At 36.1% G+C, this 15,286-nt stretch carries 18 protein-coding genes; all 18 read left to right on the plus strand.

Translation table 11 applies throughout. The features are described 5' to 3' along the window. The first annotated feature begins 8 nt into the window (after positions 1-8). Positions 9-1,343: a phenylacetate--CoA ligase family protein gene (locus CHSO_RS03905; RefSeq protein WP_045492511.1), complete on the plus strand. Its 1,335-nt coding sequence runs from the start codon at positions 9-11 to the stop codon at positions 1,341-1,343. Positions 1,344-1,352: 9 nt separating this feature from the next. Next, positions 1,353-1,697, plus strand: a complete 345-nt coding sequence (locus tag CHSO_RS03910; protein ID WP_198408393.1) for a hypothetical protein — start codon at positions 1,353-1,355, stop codon at positions 1,695-1,697. 88 nt (positions 1,698-1,785) lie between these two features. Beyond that, positions 1,786-2,871, plus strand: a complete 1,086-nt coding sequence (locus CHSO_RS03915) for a 2Fe-2S iron-sulfur cluster-binding protein (protein ID WP_045492514.1) — start codon at positions 1,786-1,788, stop codon at positions 2,869-2,871. A gap of 83 nt (positions 2,872-2,954) precedes the next feature. Beyond that, positions 2,955-3,893, plus strand: coding sequence for a 1,2-phenylacetyl-CoA epoxidase subunit PaaA (gene paaA / locus CHSO_RS03920; protein ID WP_045501831.1), 939 nt, complete (start codon positions 2,955-2,957; stop codon positions 3,891-3,893). A gap of 123 nt (positions 3,894-4,016) precedes the next feature. Further along, positions 4,017-4,298 (plus strand): 1,2-phenylacetyl-CoA epoxidase subunit PaaB, encoded by a 282-nt coding sequence (paaB, locus tag CHSO_RS03925; protein WP_039364405.1) that lies wholly within the window; start codon positions 4,017-4,019, stop codon positions 4,296-4,298. A gap of 90 nt (positions 4,299-4,388) precedes the next feature. Beyond that, positions 4,389-5,138: a 1,2-phenylacetyl-CoA epoxidase subunit PaaC gene (gene paaC / locus CHSO_RS03930; protein WP_045492517.1), complete on the plus strand. Its 750-nt coding sequence runs from the start codon at positions 4,389-4,391 to the stop codon at positions 5,136-5,138. Between the two features lie 97 nt (positions 5,139-5,235). Then, a complete protein-coding gene (gene paaD / locus CHSO_RS03935; protein ID WP_045492520.1) occupies positions 5,236-5,700 on the plus strand; it encodes a 1,2-phenylacetyl-CoA epoxidase subunit PaaD in 465 nt (154 codons plus the stop codon). 156 nt (positions 5,701-5,856) lie between these two features. Next, positions 5,857-6,657 (plus strand): enoyl-CoA hydratase-related protein, encoded by an 801-nt coding sequence (locus tag CHSO_RS03940; protein ID WP_045492523.1) that lies wholly within the window; start codon positions 5,857-5,859, stop codon positions 6,655-6,657. Between the two features lie 36 nt (positions 6,658-6,693). Beyond that, a complete protein-coding gene (locus CHSO_RS03945) occupies positions 6,694-7,047 on the plus strand; it encodes a four helix bundle protein (RefSeq protein ID WP_045492526.1) in 354 nt (117 codons plus the stop codon). A 40-nt stretch (positions 7,048-7,087) separates the two neighbouring features. Continuing rightward, on the plus strand, positions 7,088-8,218 hold the full coding sequence (locus CHSO_RS03950; protein ID WP_045492528.1) for a 3-hydroxyacyl-CoA dehydrogenase NAD-binding domain-containing protein: 1,131 nt from the start codon (positions 7,088-7,090) through the stop codon (positions 8,216-8,218). Positions 8,219-8,318: 100 nt separating this feature from the next. Further along, positions 8,319-8,633: a hypothetical protein gene (locus CHSO_RS03955; protein WP_045492531.1), complete on the plus strand. Its 315-nt coding sequence runs from the start codon at positions 8,319-8,321 to the stop codon at positions 8,631-8,633. 2 nt (positions 8,634-8,635) lie between these two features. Continuing rightward, positions 8,636-9,049, plus strand: a complete 414-nt coding sequence (locus CHSO_RS03960; protein WP_045492534.1) for a PaaI family thioesterase — start codon at positions 8,636-8,638, stop codon at positions 9,047-9,049. A 67-nt stretch (positions 9,050-9,116) separates the two neighbouring features. Then, positions 9,117-9,479 carry a four helix bundle protein gene (locus tag CHSO_RS03965; RefSeq protein ID WP_045492537.1) on the plus strand — a complete coding sequence of 121 codons (363 nt, stop codon included), beginning with the start codon at positions 9,117-9,119 and terminating at the stop codon, positions 9,477-9,479. A 45-nt stretch (positions 9,480-9,524) separates the two neighbouring features. Then, positions 9,525-10,730: a 3-oxoadipyl-CoA thiolase gene (gene pcaF, locus CHSO_RS03970; RefSeq protein WP_045492540.1), complete on the plus strand. Its 1,206-nt coding sequence runs from the start codon at positions 9,525-9,527 to the stop codon at positions 10,728-10,730. 96 nt (positions 10,731-10,826) lie between these two features. After that, on the plus strand, positions 10,827-11,420 hold the full coding sequence (locus CHSO_RS03975) for a transferase hexapeptide repeat family protein (RefSeq protein WP_045501834.1): 594 nt from the start codon (positions 10,827-10,829) through the stop codon (positions 11,418-11,420). Between the two features lie 19 nt (positions 11,421-11,439). Continuing rightward, positions 11,440-12,267 carry an alpha/beta hydrolase gene (locus tag CHSO_RS03980; protein ID WP_045492543.1) on the plus strand — a complete coding sequence of 276 codons (828 nt, stop codon included), beginning with the start codon at positions 11,440-11,442 and terminating at the stop codon, positions 12,265-12,267. Between the two features lie 116 nt (positions 12,268-12,383). After that, complete coding sequence (paaZ, locus tag CHSO_RS03985) at positions 12,384-14,879, plus strand: phenylacetic acid degradation bifunctional protein PaaZ (protein ID WP_045492546.1); 2,496 nt, start codon at positions 12,384-12,386, stop codon at positions 14,877-14,879. 180 nt (positions 14,880-15,059) lie between these two features. Continuing rightward, positions 15,060-15,221 carry a bacteriocin-like protein gene (locus tag CHSO_RS26565; RefSeq protein WP_410493382.1) on the plus strand — a complete coding sequence of 54 codons (162 nt, stop codon included), beginning with the start codon at positions 15,060-15,062 and terminating at the stop codon, positions 15,219-15,221. Positions 15,222-15,286: the final 65 nt, after the last annotated feature.

A 15,286-nucleotide genomic window follows, 5' to 3' on the forward strand; every position in this document is an offset into this window, starting at 1 on the left:
TTAGTTTTATGGATTTTTCAGTTGAATATCTGAAGCTGGGTCAGTTGAGACAGCTTCAATCCGACCGGTTAGTAAATCTCATGGGTTATCTGAACGAGAAATCGGAATTTTATAAAAGAAAGTTTGATGAATTGCAGATATCTCCGCAGGATATAAGGACCATTGCAGATATCACGAAACTTCCAATTACTTACAAACAGGATTTAAGAGACCATTATCCATTTGGCTTATTTGCAGTTCCTAAAGCGGACCTTCAGAGAATTCACTGTTCAAGCGGAACTACAGGAAAACCAACGGTGGTGGGATATACTAAAGAAGATGTGGATCTTTTCAGTGAAGTTGTAGCTAGATCATTGAATGCTGCCGGAGCTAAACCGGGAATGCAATTACATAATGCCTATGGTTATGGGATTTTTACCGGTGGATTGGGGCTTCACTATGGAGCGGAAATGCTTGGGATGAGTGTACTTCCCATCTCAGGAGGAATGACAGCCAGACAGGTAGACCTTATTGTAGATTTTAAACCTGAAGTGATTTGTTGCTCGCCGTCTTATGCTTTAACCATTGCTGATGAATTTGCTAAAAGAGGAATCTCGGCAGAAGAAATCAGTCTTAAATATGCAGTGCTAGGATCTGAACCCTGGACAGAAATTATCAGAGGCCATATTGAAGAAAAATTAGGCGTTCATGCTACCAATATTTATGGGTTAAGTGAAATCATCGGGCCGGGAGTTTCCATGGAAGATTTTGAAGAAAAAGGAGGTTCCTACATTTGGGAAGATCATTTTTATCCTGAAATTTTGGACCCGATTACAAAACAGCCGGTTCCTTTCGGAGAAGAAGGTGTATTGGTGATTACCACTTTAACGAAAAAGGCAATGCCGCTTTTGCGTTATTGGACGAATGATATTACAAGTCTTTATTACGATGAAAATGCCAAAAGAACGATGGTGAAAATGAAACCTATCGTTGGAAGAGCAGATGATATGCTGATTGTAAGAGGTGTAAACGTATATCCAAGCCAGATTGAAGATGCATTTTCTCATGTAAAAGGAGTAGTTCCTAATTATTATCTGACCCCTGTCGAAAAGGAACAGATGTGTGTAGCCTTAGCTATTGATGTTGAAATTGATGATGAGCTGGTCAATGCACAAAAAATAGAAGCAAATACCGATGATTATTTTAATTTTGTCGGAAGCTTCGGAAAAAATATTGAAAACGAAATAAAAAAGAGAGTAGGGATCACTACAAAAGTGAAAGTGCATGCTCAGGATAGTCTGCCGAAGTGCGAAGGTGGAAAAATTAATAGGATACTGAAAACAAATAAGGATATTATATTGTAATTCATAAAAATGATGAAAAATAAGATCATAGAAATTTTACAGTATACTTTAAAAAAAGGTACTGGAGAGGAGTTCCATCATATTATGAAGAATATAAGTGTCCCCTTGCATGTTAATAATGGAATTGATGTCGTTTCATATGGAAATTCGCTTCATGATTCAGATTGTTATTATTTGATCCGTTCTTTTGAGAATGAGAAAAAGATGTATGATGATTTAGAGGCTTTTTATTCCAGTGAGGAATGGAAGAATGGTCCTCGGGAACCTATTATTAATAGGATCGAGAATAGTATGAAATCAGTAATGCAGGTAGGAGAAAATGTAGTGGAAGAGCTAAAGAGAAAAGATATATAAAAATAATTGTTGAACAGAATATGTTTCTATCTGTTTATGAGAAATAAAGATTGTTCAATGTTGAAAAAAATAGAATACTAAAAAAATAATGAATTCATTTTATAAACTTAAAACTGTAAAGGTTCAGAAGGATACTTCAGACGCTGTAAATGTAGCGGTGGAAATTCCTGAAGAGCTGAAAGACAAGTTCAGGTTCAAACAAGGACAATATCTTAATTTCCGAATGATGATTAATGGAAATGAAGAAAGACGTTCTTACTCTATCTGCAATGCTCCAAGTGAAAAAAGCAACACCCTGGAAGTTCTGGTGAAATTGCTTGAAAACGGAAAAGTATCAGGATATTTCAATGAGCATCTTCACATGGATGAAATGCTGGAAGTAATGCCTCCAATGGGAGGTTTCAACACTTCTTATCACCCAACTAACGTAAAAACATATGTTGGTTTGGCTGCAGGAAGCGGAATCACGCCGGTTTTATCCAATATCAAAGAAAGTCTTTATCAGGAACCTAGCAGTAATGCCTATCTGTTTTACAGTAACAGAAGCATGAATCACATTTTAAGAAAAGCTGAAATTGATAAGTTGGTAGAACAATTCAACGGAAGATTTAAAGTAGTGTATTTGGTAAGTCGTGAAAGACACGAAGATCCAGTTTTTGAAGGAAGAATTTCTCCTGAAAAGTTAGATCAGTTGTTTGAAAGATATACAGATATAGATGTAAAAGAATCTACTTATTTTATCTGTGGTCCTTCAGAAATGATTAAAGGAATTGCAGATTATCTGAAAAAAGATAAAAAAGTACCTGCTATTCAGGTTTTATTCGAATATTTCACCGCTCCTGATGAAGAAAATACGGAGGAAATGAGTGATGAATTCAAAGCGATTGCCAATATCGAAAGTATGGTAACGGTAATTATAGATGATGATGAATATTCATTTCATCTTAATTCCAAAAAAGAGAGTATCTTAGATAAAGCATTGAAAGACAATCTTCCTGTGCCTTTTGCATGTAAAGGAGGAGTTTGTTGTACGTGTAAAGCGGAAGTTTTAGAAGGAGAAGTTTTCATGGAGAAAAACTATGCACTTACCGAAGACGAAGTAGCCCGAGGTTACGTTCTTACCTGTCAATGTCACCCGACAACGAATGTGGTGATGCTTAATTATGATGTTTAATAGAATTTGAAAATGTGCTAATGTGTTAATTTGAAAATTAATTGATGCATTCTCAAATTTTCAAATTTTCAAATTCAAAGATTATGGACTTAGAAAAATTTGTTCAATACGTTCACGAAGAAAATAAAGTAGAACCAAAAGATGTAATGCCTGATGATTACAGGAAACTATTGGTCCGCCAGATTTCACAGCACGCCCATTCTGAAATTGTAGGAATGTTACCGGAAGCTAACTGGATTTCCAGAGCTCCTTCATTGAGAAGAAAAATGGCTCTTCTGGCTAAAGTTCAGGATGAGGCAGGACATGGTTTATACCTATATTCTGCTACTGAAACTTTAGGAGACGGAAGCATCAGAGCAGACAGAGATGCTACTTATGATGACATGTTGGAAGGAAAAGCAAAATACTCAAGTATCTTCAATTATCCAACGCTAAGCTGGGCTGATATTGGGGCTATCGGCTGGTTGGTAGATGGAGCAGCTATTATGAATCAGGTAATGCTGATGGGGAACTCCTATGGTCCTTATTCAAGAGCGATGGTGAAGATCTGTAAAGAAGAATCTTTCCACCAAAGACAAGGCTATGAAATTTTAATGGCACTTTGCCGTGGTACAAAACAACAGAAAGAAATGGCTCAGGCATCGTTAAACCGTTTCTGGTGGCCAGCTTTAATGATGTTTGGACCGAATGATGACAGCTCGCCAAACTCTAAAATCTCTATGAATTACAGAGTAAAAAGAGAAAGTAACGATAGTCTTCGTCAGAGATTTATTGATGTTACCGTTTCTCAGGCTGAATTTTTAGGATTAACCATTCCGGATAAAGATCTGAAATGGAATGAGGAAAGACAGCATTACGATTTCGGAGAACTTCCTTGGGGGGAATTCATGGAAATCTTAAAAGGAAACGGACCTTGCAATAAAAAGCGTATCGAAACCAAGAGAAAAGCTCAAAGAGAAAATTCTTGGGTAAAAGAAGCAGCGATTGCTTTTGCAGAGAAACAACAAAAAGAAGTTATATAATTTGAAAATGTGCCAATTTGAAAATTTGAAATGAAATTAACAATGTTAAATAATTCTCAAATTTTCAATTAAGACGATCAATCAATTTTCAAATTAACCAATTTTCAAATTTTCAAATTAATTATGGCAAATTTAGATATGTGGGAAGTGTTTATTCAGACTAAACCGGGATTATCTCACAAACACGTTGGAATAGTACAGGCGCCAACAGCAGAAATGGCTTTACAGAATGCAAGAGACGTTTATACAAGAAGAAAAGAAGGAACTTCTGTTTGGGTAGTTCCTAGTAAATATATTGTAACTTCGGAAGGAGTGGATAAAGAAGCATTCTTTGATCCGGCTGATGACAAGCTATACCGCCACCCAACGTTCTACGATATTCCAAACGATGTAAAAAATATGTAATTAATAAAGACTTCAAGATATGAGATCTCAGATACTAGACTTTTTGGTCAGTCTGAAATCTAGTGTCTGAAATCTGAAATCTACTAAACAATGAACCCATTATATAATTATTTATTAAAACTAGCAGATGACAGTTTCATTATGGGACAGCGTTTGTCTGCATGGTGCGGTGAAGGTCCTTATTTAGAGGAAGATATTGCATTAACGAATATTGCGTTGGATGAACTTGGCCAGGCTAATAACTTTTATGTGTATGCTTCAAGAGTTATTGACAATGGTAAAAGCGAAGATGATATTGCTTTCTTAAGATACGAACATGAATATCTAAATGCACACTGGACAGAACTTCCCAATGAAGATTATGCTCAGACGATTCTAAAAGTGTATGTTTTTTCAGTGTATCAGAAACTGATGTACGAAGCATTATCAAATTTGGCTAATGAAGAATTATCAGCTATTGCTCAAAAATCATTAAAAGAAGTAAGATATCACTATACTCACGCTGCATCATGGATGAAGATTTTCGCCCAGGGAACAGAAGAGAGCCGTACCCGTTTAGAAAATGCTATTGAAAATATCTGGGAATATACAAAAGGATTATTTGCTAAATCAGAAGGTGAGGATGATCTTGTTGTTTTAAATATCGTTCCGAATGTTGATGAATTGTATAAAGAATTCGTTGCCACAACAGAGAAAGATTTTCAAAGTTTCGGATTAGAATATCCAACCAATCCGTTTATGCAGCCAAAATCAAGAACAGGATATCATACGGAATACTTCGGATTTATTCTTTGTGAGCTTCAGTATATGCAGAGAGCGTATCCGGGGTGTACTTGGTAGAAAATAATGAGACAATTTGAAAATGAGTTAATTTGAAAATGACCTACAATATTTTCATTTTCAAATTTTCAATTTTTTTTAATTTTCAAATTAATAAATGAGAAGCCCTTTAGAAATATTAGAATTAGTTCCCGATCCGGAAATTCCGGTGATTAACATTGTGGAGCTGGGAATTGTAAGAGGTGCACATATCACGGGTGAAAACTCTTGTGAAGTGACAATTACACCAACCTATTCTGCATGTCCTGCAATGTTCACCATTGAAGAGGATATTATCAAAATGATGAAGGAAAACGGATGGGAAGCCAAAGTCGTGACCAAAATGTTTCCGATATGGACTACAGATTGGATAACAGATGAAGCGAGAGAAAAACTTCGTGTTTACGGGATCACGCCCCCTGAAAAGGGAGCAGATGAACATCACATCGGGAAACCGAAAAAATGTCCACGTTGTGGCTCTGAGCATACTAAACAGATCAGTAGATTTGGGTCTACCTTGTGTAAGGCTTCTTATCAATGCTTAGACTGTTTAGAACCTTTTGATTATTTTAAATGTCATTAATTGGAAGATAACAGTAAGTCGAAGAATCAATTTAGCCATAAAGTTTACGGACTATGCAAAACATAACGATGATAGGACTAGATTGTTAAATTCTTAGACGGTTACATTAATTTATATTGTTAAATTAGTGCATTGTTAAATATAAAATACAATACTATGTATACACAACTCGATATTGAATCGCATTTTGAAGGAAAACTTAAAATCGCATACCTTAATCAACCGGAAACGATGAATGCGCTTACAAAGCCAGCTTTAGCAGATTTAAGAGATTTTGTTAAAGAATGCAGTGAAGATGAAACCGTACGATGCGTTGCTATTTCCGGAAGAGGAAGAGCTTTTTGTTCCGGTCAGAACCTTGAAGAAGCTTTTGCAGTAGGCAAAGAGCACCACGATCAGGACATTATCAGAAAAATTGTGGTAGACTACTATAACCCATTGGTAATGGAAGTTACCCGTTGCAAAAAACCGGTTATTGCTTTGGTAAATGGTCCTGCAGTAGGAGCCGGAGCTATGTTGGCATTAATCTGTGATTTCGTGTTGGCTAACAACAAGGCTTATTTTGCTCAGGCATTTTCAAATATCGGATTGATTCCGGATACAGGAGGAACTTATTTCTTACCGAAGCTTTTAGGTAGACAGTTGGCCAATTATTTAGCTTTTACAGGTAAAAAATTATCTGCCGAAGAATCTAAAAGTCATGGTCTTGTGGCGGAGGTCTTCACGGAAGAAGAATTCGGACCAAAATCAATGGAAATTCTTGAAAGAATGGCTAATATGCCAACAGCAGCCCTTAAATTAACGAAAAAAGCTTTTGCTAATTCTTATACCAATACCTTAAAAGAGCAATTAGAACTTGAAGGAGACCTACAGCAGGAGGCAGCAGAAACAGAAGACTTCATAGAAGGTGTAAATGCCTTTTTACAGAAAAGAAAACCTAATTATAAAGGAAAATAAATCAATTTGAAGATGAGTTAATTTGAGAATTTGAAAATGAGAAATGACAAAGAAAATATTATTGTCAATAAGACATTTGATTTTGCATTAAATAGTATAGAATTTTCAGAAGGACTATATAAGATTAATAAGTTTTCACTAGCGAATCAGATTTTTAAATCAGGAACATCAATTGGAGCGAATGTAAGAGACGCTCAAAATGCTGAAAGCAAAGCAGACTTTATTCATAAAATAAAAATTGCGGCTAAAGAAGCAGATGAAACTGAATATTGGCTTTTACTATGTTTAAAGTCGCCACATTTGAATTCACCCGAAGAAAAACTGCTTTTAGATTTAAAAGAAATAATATTAATTCTTTCTAAAATTATTTCAACGTCAAAAATTAAATAATTTTCAAATTAACTCACTCTCAAATTTTCAAATTAAAACTATGAATATTGGAATTATTGGGGCAGGAACCATGGGCGTAGGAATTGCTCAGGTGGCTGCAACAGCAGGATGCAAGGTCGTTTTATTCGATGCTAATGCTCCACAAATAGATAAAGCTCTTACAGGTTTAGAGAAAACCCTTCAGAAATTAACTGAAAAAGGAAAAATTTCTCAGGAAAAAGCTGCAGAGATCAGAAACAATATTGTAAAAGGTGAAGTATTGCAGGATTTAAAAGATTCTCATTTAGTCATTGAAGCGATTATTGAAAACAAAGACATTAAAACCAAAGTTTTTACAGAACTTGAAACGTATGTTTCTGAAGACTGTATCATCGGTTCCAATACATCATCCATCTCTATCACCTCTCTGGGTGCAGAATTAAAGAAACCGGAGCGTTTCATCGGAATTCACTTTTTCAATCCGGCTCCATTGATGCCTTTAGTGGAAGTAATTCCCTCTTTATTAACAGAAAAAACTTTAACAGAAAAAATATACAACCTCATGAAAGAATGGGGGAAAATACCTGTTATTGCTAAAGATATCCCTGGGTTCATTGTCAACAGAATTGCCCGCCCATATTATGGTGAAGCCTTAAGAATTGTTGAAGAAAATATTGCAACACCTGAGCAGATAGATGAGGCGATGAAAACTTTAGGAAACTTCAAAATGGGACCTTTTGAATTAATGGATCTTATTGGAGTAGATGTGAACTTTGCTGTAACCACAACGGTTTACAAAGATTATTTCTATGATCCTAAATACAAGCCTTCTTTACTGCAACAGAGAATGTCTGAAGCTAAACTTCACGGCAGAAAAACAGGAAAAGGGTTCTATGATTACAGCGAGGGAGCTGTAAAACCGGAAGCGCAGAAAGACGATGCTCTTTATCAACAGGTTTTTCTAAGAATCATTTCAATGTTAATTAATGAAGCTGTGGAAGCTAAAAGATTAGGTGTTGCGAATGATGAAGACATTGAACTGGCTATGCAGAAAGGAGTAAATTATCCCAAAGGATTATTAGGCTGGGGGCAGGAAATCGGGTATTCAAAAATCTCAGAAACCCTACAGAACCTTTACAATGAATATCAGGAAGAAAGGTATAGACAAAGTCCTCTGCTTCGTAAACTATAATAAAATGTAACAATGTATCAGTTTATCAATATAACAATGCTGAACTTATCAACGTATTTTATGGGTAGACTGCTAGATTGTTATATTGTTACATTAAAAAATGAATATAGAAGAATTCAGAGCTGAGCTAGAAACAAGGCTTGTCATTGAAAAACAGTATTTAACTCAGCGAACTTCTTCCATGGAGAGTGAGGACAGGCTAGAATTACTGGGAGAGTTTAATGAAAAATACAAAACACTGATCAATAGATTAGCCAATGAAAGTGGGATTGATTTAAATGCATTGTATGAAGAAGAAAACAGTTCAGCCAATTCCGATACTCATCTTACATATGAACAGGTAATTCTCGGTAAAACCATGAGTGTTTATGATAGATTATCCGATGAATTATATGAAGAAATAATAAACATATAGAAATGAATCCAAGACAAGTTGCAGATTATATGTTCGATCAGGATTATTTTTCCCAATGGATGAATATTAAAATGATTGAAGTAAAAGAAAACTATTGCCTGATAGAAATGCCTATCAAAAAGGATATGATTAATGGGCTTAAAACAGTTCACGGAGGAGTAACGTTCGCTTTTGCAGATTCTGCACTGGCATTTTCATCCAACAATACAGGCGATGCGGCTGTAGCTTTAAACTGTATCATCAATTTTACCAAAGCAGGAAAGGAAGGTGATGTTTTCAGAGCAGAAAGCATTTTGGTGAATGATACCAGAAAAACTGCTGTTTATGACATTAAAATCACCAATCAGAACAATGACCTGATTGCAAAATTTGTAGGCACAGTATATAAAATCGGAAAAAAAGTAACTGAGCTGTAAGCTCAATGTAACAATATACCATTATAACAATGTATCAATAATGAAATAAAATTAATTCCTAACACAAATGATAAATTTCGAGAATAATCCATTAATTGAGAAAACTGTTCAATTTTCTTTAGATATAATTGAATTTTGTGAATTGTTAGAAGAAAAAAGAAAATTTGTTATAGCAAAACAACTATTACGTTCTGGAACAAGTATAGGGGCAAATGCTTTTGAAGCACAAAATCCTCACAGTAAGAATGATTTTGTAAATAAAATTAAAATTGCAGCTAAAGAACTGGAAGAAACCAAATATTGGCTATATCTGTGTAAACATTCTAAAACTTATCCTTTTGATGAAAAATTGGAAATTCAGATTACAGAGATTGGAAAGATTATATATAAAATATTAAGTACAAGTTTAAATAAAAATCAATCAATCTAGTATTGTTACACTGTTACATTGCTAAATTGTTATATTAAAATAATTATGAACAACGTATACATCATAGACTATGTGAGAACTCCCATTTCAAAGTTACAGGGAGGTTTATCAGAAGTAAGGGCAGACGATCTCGCCGCTATTGTTATTAAAGAAGTAGTGGCAAGAAACCCTGAAGTTCCTGTTGAGGAAATTGAGGATGTTATTTTCGGGTGTGCCAATCAGGCTGGAGAAGATAACAGAAACGTAGCCAGAATGGGACTTTTACTAGCTGGGCTGCCTTATAAAATTGGGGGTGAGACGGTAAACAGGCTTTGTGCTTCAGGAATGTCAGCCGTAGCGAATGCTTTCCGTTCCATTGCAGCGGGTGAAGGTGAAATTTACATTGCAGGTGGAGTGGAGCATATGACACGTTCTCCATATGTAATGTCTAAACCAAGTGCAGCTTTCGGAAGAGACAGTCAGATGTATGATACCACTTTCGGATGGAGATTTATCAATCCGAAGATGAAAGAAATGTATGGCGTTGACGGAATGGGTGAAACTGCGGAAAACCTTGCAGACATGCACCAGATCAACAGAGAAGATCAGGACAAATTTGCCCTTTGGTCTCAACAAAAAGCCACTAAAGCTCAGGAAAGCGGAAGATTGGCGGAAGAAATCGTGAAAGTTGAAATTCCACAAAGAAAAGGAGACCCAATCGTTTTTGAAAAAGATGAGTTTATTAAACCAACTTCTTCTATGGAAGGACTAGGAAAACTTCGTCCGGCTTTCAGAAAAGAAGGAACCGTAACAGCAGGAAATGCTTCAGGAATGAATGATGGAGCAGCAGCTCTGATCTTAGCCAGTGAAGAAGCTGTAAAAAAATACGGATTAAAACCAAAAGCTAAAATCTTAGGTTCTTCTGTAGCTGGTGTAGAGCCAAGAATTATGGGGATTGGGCCTGTAGAAGCGACTCAAAAACTATTAAAGAGATTAAACCTGTCACTGGAAGATATGGACATCATCGAACTAAACGAAGCTTTTGCAGCACAAGCATTAGCCGTAACAAGAAGCTTAGGTTTACAGGATGATGACGCAAGAATAAATCCAAACGGTGGTGCCATTGCAATTGGCCATCCACTGGGAGTTTCCGGAGCTAGAATCATCGGTTCTGCAGCCATGGAACTTCAGAAACAGGATAAAAAATATGCACTATGTACCCTTTGTATCGGTGTTGGACAAGGGTATGCAATGGTGATTGAAAAAGTATAATCAATGTGAAAATGAGCTAATTTGAGAATTTGAAAATGTTTAATGACATTATTAATTTTCAAATTAACTCATTCTCAAACTTTCAAATTAAAAAATATGAACATCTACTCATATCACGGAATCCGTCCCATTATAAAACCTTCTGCTTATATTCATCCACAAGCAGTGATTATCGGGAACGTGGAAATTGGTGAGGAAGTCTATATCGGTCCCAATGCGGTGATCCGTGGTGACTGGGGAAAAATTATCATTAAAGACGGAGCCAATGTTCAGGAGAACTGTACGCTTCATGTTTTCCCCAATATAGAAACCATTTTGGAAGAATCAGCACATATTGGACATGGAGCGATTATTCACTCCGGACATATCGGAAAGAACTGTTTGATTGGAATGAATTCCGTTGTGATGGACAAAGCTTATATCGGTGACGAAAGTATTGTTGGAGCTTTGGCTTTTGTTCCTGCGAACTTCAGATGTGACCGTAGAAAACTGATTGTAGGTAGCCCTGCAAAAATTATCCGTGATGTTTCTGATGAAATGATCCATTGGAAAACAGAAGGAACAAAACTATATCAGGAATTGGCTAGAGAAGGAAAAGAAGCTATCCTGCCCTGTGAACCTTTTACAGAATATGTTCAGCAAATCCCTACAAAAATTGTTGATTACAGCATCTGGGATGATGTGAAATAATAACCTTTCAAAATTAAATATGATAAAGAAAATTGCTCTTGTATGCAGTATGATGTTGGCGGTAAATTCTATGGTCTCAGCACAGACTGTTACTACTAAACCGCTTACGATAGGAGAAGTGAGGACGATTAAGTCCAAAGCTCTAAATGAAGAAAGAACATTAAACATCTATCTTCCTCAAAATTTTGATAAAGCAAAATCATACCCTATCATCTATCTTTTAGATGGAAGTATGAATGAAGATTTTATCCATGTTACAGGGCTGGTGCAGTTCTTTAATCAAATGTATTCCATGCCGGAAACTATCGTGGTGGGAATTGCGAATATAGACAGAAAAAGAGATTTTACTTTCCATACAGATCTGAAGGATTTACAGAAAGACTATCCAACAACAGGACATTCAGATAAGTTTATCACCTTTTTTGAAAAAGAATTGAAACCTTATGTGGAAAGTCAGTTCAAAACAACAGAAAAATATCTGTTCGGACAATCTCTTGGCGGACTTTTAGCCACAGAAATTTTATTGAAGAAACCTGAAATGTTCAACAATTATTTCATCATTAGCCCAAGTTTATGGTGGGATGATGAAAGCCTTTTAAAGCAAGCTCCTCAACTGCTTGCAAAATCTTCGGATACTAAAAAGTTTGTTTATGTTTCTGTAGGAAAAGGAGAGCATCCTGTGATGATAAAAGATGCAGAAAATTTTTATGATATTTTGAAAAAAGCAGGAAAGAAAAACTGGACAGTAGAATATAAAATGATGGAAACAGACAACCATGCAACCATTCTTCACAGAAGTTTATATGAAGGATTGGTAAAACTGTTTCCGTATCAGGAACCGAAATAATTGTAAATGTAACAAAATACCAATGTAAAAATATAACAGCCATTTGTCATTCTGAGCAAAGCGAAGTGTCTCATTGGTAAACTGTTAGACTGATGCATTGTTAAATTAAGTATTATATGGAAAAACTAAAAAACTATATCTATGGACAATGGGTAGAAGGAACGGGAGCCGGAATTCCTCTATACAACGCCGTAACAGGAGAGCAGGTAGCTATTTCCGATACAGAAGGGCTTAACTTTGAGCAAGCTCTTGATTATGGTAGAACTGTAGGATATAAAAACCTTTCTTCAATGACGTTCTATGACCGTGGAGAAATGTTGAAAAAAGTAGCACTTTACCTGTTAGAGAGAAAGAAAAAATATTACGAATTATCATACAAAACAGGAGCTACTCACGTTGATTCTTGGGTAGATATTGAAGGAGGTTTCGGAACGTTCTTCACTTATTCTGGATTGGCAAAGAGAATGCTTCCTAACACTCCGTTTTGGGTAGATGGAGATACTCAGAAGATTTCTGCCAACGGAACTCATTTGGGAACTCATATTTTAACCCCTAGTGAAGGCGTTTCTGTACAGATCAACGCCTATAACTTTCCTGTTTGGGGAATGTTAGAAAAGCTATCCACATCATTGTTAGCAGGAGTACCGTCTATTGTGAAACCATCTCCTTTCGGATCTTATCTTACGAATGTTGTATTCCAGGATATGATTGAAAGTGGTGTTCTACCAGAAGGAGCAGTGCAATTGGTTTGCGGGGAACCCGGAAATATCCTGGATTATGTTCAGGATGGAGACTCAGTTCTGTTCACAGGTTCTGCTACTACAGGAAGAAAACTGAAGTCACTCCCATCTGTGGCAGGAAATGCCGTTCGTTTCAATATGGAAGCAGATTCACTGAACTGTTCAATTCTTGGATTAGAGGCTAAACCGGGAACTCCTGAATTTGATTTATTCATCAAAGAAGTTCGTAACGAAATGACAACCAAAGCAGGTCAGAAATGTACAGCGATCAGAAGAATTATTGTTCCGGAACATTTAATTGGAGATGTTCAGAATGCTTTGTCCAAAGCTTTAGACCAAACGAAGATTGGAAACCCACTAAGCAGAGAAACCAGAATGGGATCTTTGGTGGGAAGACAGCAATATGAAGAAGTTTTAAGAAAAGTAAATATCTTAAAATCAGAAACGGAACTTGTATACGATGGGAAGCATGAACTAGTAGATGCCAGTTATGAAAATGGAGCATTTATGAGTCCTAAATTATTCCTGAATGACAAACCTTTCGAAAAAAATATCTCTCACGATGTAGAAGCGTTCGGACCGGTATCTACATTAATGCCATATAAAGATGCTGAAGAAGCAGCTGCTTTGGCAAAAAGAGGAAAAGGAAGCTTGGTAGGATCTATTGTTTCTCATGATGAAAACTTTATCGCAGAAACTTCGTGGAAAATGGCTTCCCAACATGGTAGAATCTTTGTGTTAAACAGAGATAATGCTAAAGAAAGTACAGGTCACGGTTCACCGCTTCCTACACTAATGCACGGAGGACCTGGTAGAGCAGGTGGCGGTGAAGAAATGGGAGGTTTGAGCGGTCTTCATTTCTTCTTACAGAAAACAGCTATTCAGGGATCTCCGGATGTATTGAAAGCTATTACCAAGATTTATCAACAGGGAGCAGAGAAAAAATTCTCAGATAAGCATCCTTTCCAAAAATATTTTGAAGAAGTTAAAGTTGGAGATTCTTTAGAAACAGCAGGAAGAACCGTTACTGATGCAGATATCGTAAACTTCTCAAATGTTTCATGGGATCACTTCTACGCACATACAGATGCTACAAGCTTAACAGGAACTATTTTTGATAAAACGGTTGCTCACGGATACTTCATCCTTTCAGCAGCAGCAGGATTATTTGTTTCCGGTAAAAAAGGACCTGTAATCGCGAATTATGGATTAGAAGAATGTAGTTTCTTCAAGCCAGTATATGCTGGAGATACCATTACGGTTTATTTAACAGCAAAAGAAAAAATCAACAGAGGGGTAAAAGGAAGAAATATTCCTTCTGGCGTAGTAAAATGGTTGGTAGAAGTAATCAACCAAAGAGATGAGGTAGTTTGTGTAGCTACGATCTTAACATTGGTGGCAAAACAATCTCCATTTATTGATCTGAATGTGAAAAATGTTCAGAAGATATTAAGTGGATTAACAGAAAGTACTCCTGCATTATGGGGTAAAATGACTCCACAACAAATGATTGAGCACTTAGAACAAGGAGTGTTGGTAAGCTTGGGAGAACCAGAAGCAGAGAAATGCTTCACTCCTGAAGAACATCTTGAAAAATGGCAGGATTCTCTTTATAATCACAGAGCAATGCCGAAAGACTTTACAGCTCCGTTCCTACCACAGGATGGTTCCCTTCCGGAACTTATCCACAAGAATCTGGAAGCTGCCAAACAATCATTTGTTGATAACCTGAAACGATTTGTAGTGTATTACAAAGAAAATCCACAGGCAGAGCACATGAACTTTGTATTCGGAAAACTGAATAAAGAAATGTGGGAACTGATGCATAAGAAGCATTTTACCCATCATTTTGAACAATTTGGATTAATTTAATTCAAAATATAAATTTATAGTCCCTTTAGGTTTTTGCTTAAAGGGATTTTTTTTACCTTGACAAGGATGGGTAACTTTTATAATACCAGGTTATTATATAAAATATTTGCTAGGAAATGACTTTAATAGGCGAAATCCGAAAAGCATATAGAGTAGGAGAGAATATCAAAACTAATTGCTATGAAAAACTTAAAAAAACTTTCAAGAAATGAATTGAGATCTCTTAAAGGAGCAGGACCAATATGGAATTGTACTCCTCATTCTTGTCCTCCGGGAGTTTGTTGTATTCCTGGAAGATGGCCAAACCTTGGAGCTGCATGTGTTATATGTGCAAGTTCTTAGTTTAATTAATCTTTAAAATTTAAAATAGGTAAAGCAGCATTTCATCAGATTTGCTGCTTTGTTTT

Source organism: Chryseobacterium sp. StRB126 (assembly GCF_000829375.1).
Lineage (GTDB): Bacteria > Bacteroidota > Bacteroidia > Flavobacteriales > Weeksellaceae > Chryseobacterium.

What these genes read in the sequence shown, in the direction of transcription:
- paaB (WP_039364405.1), top strand. Translation starts at nt 4,017, where the DNA reads ATGGCAAATTTAGATATGTGGGAAGTGTTTATTCAGACTAAACCGGGA.
- CHSO_RS03960 (WP_045492534.1), top strand. Translation starts at nt 8,636, where the DNA reads ATGAATCCAAGACAAGTTGCAGATTATATGTTCGATCAGGATTATTTT.
- paaC (WP_045492517.1), top strand. Translation starts at nt 4,389, where the DNA reads ATGAACCCATTATATAATTATTTATTAAAACTAGCAGATGACAGTTTC.
- pcaF (WP_045492540.1), top strand. Translation starts at nt 9,525, where the DNA reads ATGAACAACGTATACATCATAGACTATGTGAGAACTCCCATTTCAAAG.
- CHSO_RS03950 (WP_045492528.1), top strand. Translation starts at nt 7,088, where the DNA reads ATGAATATTGGAATTATTGGGGCAGGAACCATGGGCGTAGGAATTGCT.
- CHSO_RS03905 (WP_045492511.1), top strand. Translation starts at nt 9, where the DNA reads ATGGATTTTTCAGTTGAATATCTGAAGCTGGGTCAGTTGAGACAGCTT.
- CHSO_RS03945 (WP_045492526.1), top strand. Translation starts at nt 6,694, where the DNA reads ATGAGAAATGACAAAGAAAATATTATTGTCAATAAGACATTTGATTTT.
- CHSO_RS03975 (WP_045501834.1), top strand. Translation starts at nt 10,827, where the DNA reads ATGAACATCTACTCATATCACGGAATCCGTCCCATTATAAAACCTTCT.
- CHSO_RS03940 (WP_045492523.1), top strand. Translation starts at nt 5,857, where the DNA reads ATGTATACACAACTCGATATTGAATCGCATTTTGAAGGAAAACTTAAA.
- CHSO_RS03955 (WP_045492531.1), top strand. Translation starts at nt 8,319, where the DNA reads ATGAATATAGAAGAATTCAGAGCTGAGCTAGAAACAAGGCTTGTCATT.
- CHSO_RS03980 (WP_045492543.1), top strand. Translation starts at nt 11,440, where the DNA reads ATGATAAAGAAAATTGCTCTTGTATGCAGTATGATGTTGGCGGTAAAT.
- CHSO_RS03915 (WP_045492514.1), top strand. Translation starts at nt 1,786, where the DNA reads ATGAATTCATTTTATAAACTTAAAACTGTAAAGGTTCAGAAGGATACT.
- paaA (WP_045501831.1), top strand. Translation starts at nt 2,955, where the DNA reads ATGGACTTAGAAAAATTTGTTCAATACGTTCACGAAGAAAATAAAGTA.
- CHSO_RS03910 (WP_198408393.1), top strand. Translation starts at nt 1,353, where the DNA reads ATGATGAAAAATAAGATCATAGAAATTTTACAGTATACTTTAAAAAAA.
- paaD (WP_045492520.1), top strand. Translation starts at nt 5,236, where the DNA reads ATGAGAAGCCCTTTAGAAATATTAGAATTAGTTCCCGATCCGGAAATT.
- CHSO_RS03965 (WP_045492537.1), top strand. Translation starts at nt 9,117, where the DNA reads ATGATAAATTTCGAGAATAATCCATTAATTGAGAAAACTGTTCAATTT.
- CHSO_RS26565 (WP_410493382.1), top strand. Translation starts at nt 15,060, where the DNA reads ATGAAAAACTTAAAAAAACTTTCAAGAAATGAATTGAGATCTCTTAAA.
- paaZ (WP_045492546.1), top strand. Translation starts at nt 12,384, where the DNA reads ATGGAAAAACTAAAAAACTATATCTATGGACAATGGGTAGAAGGAACG.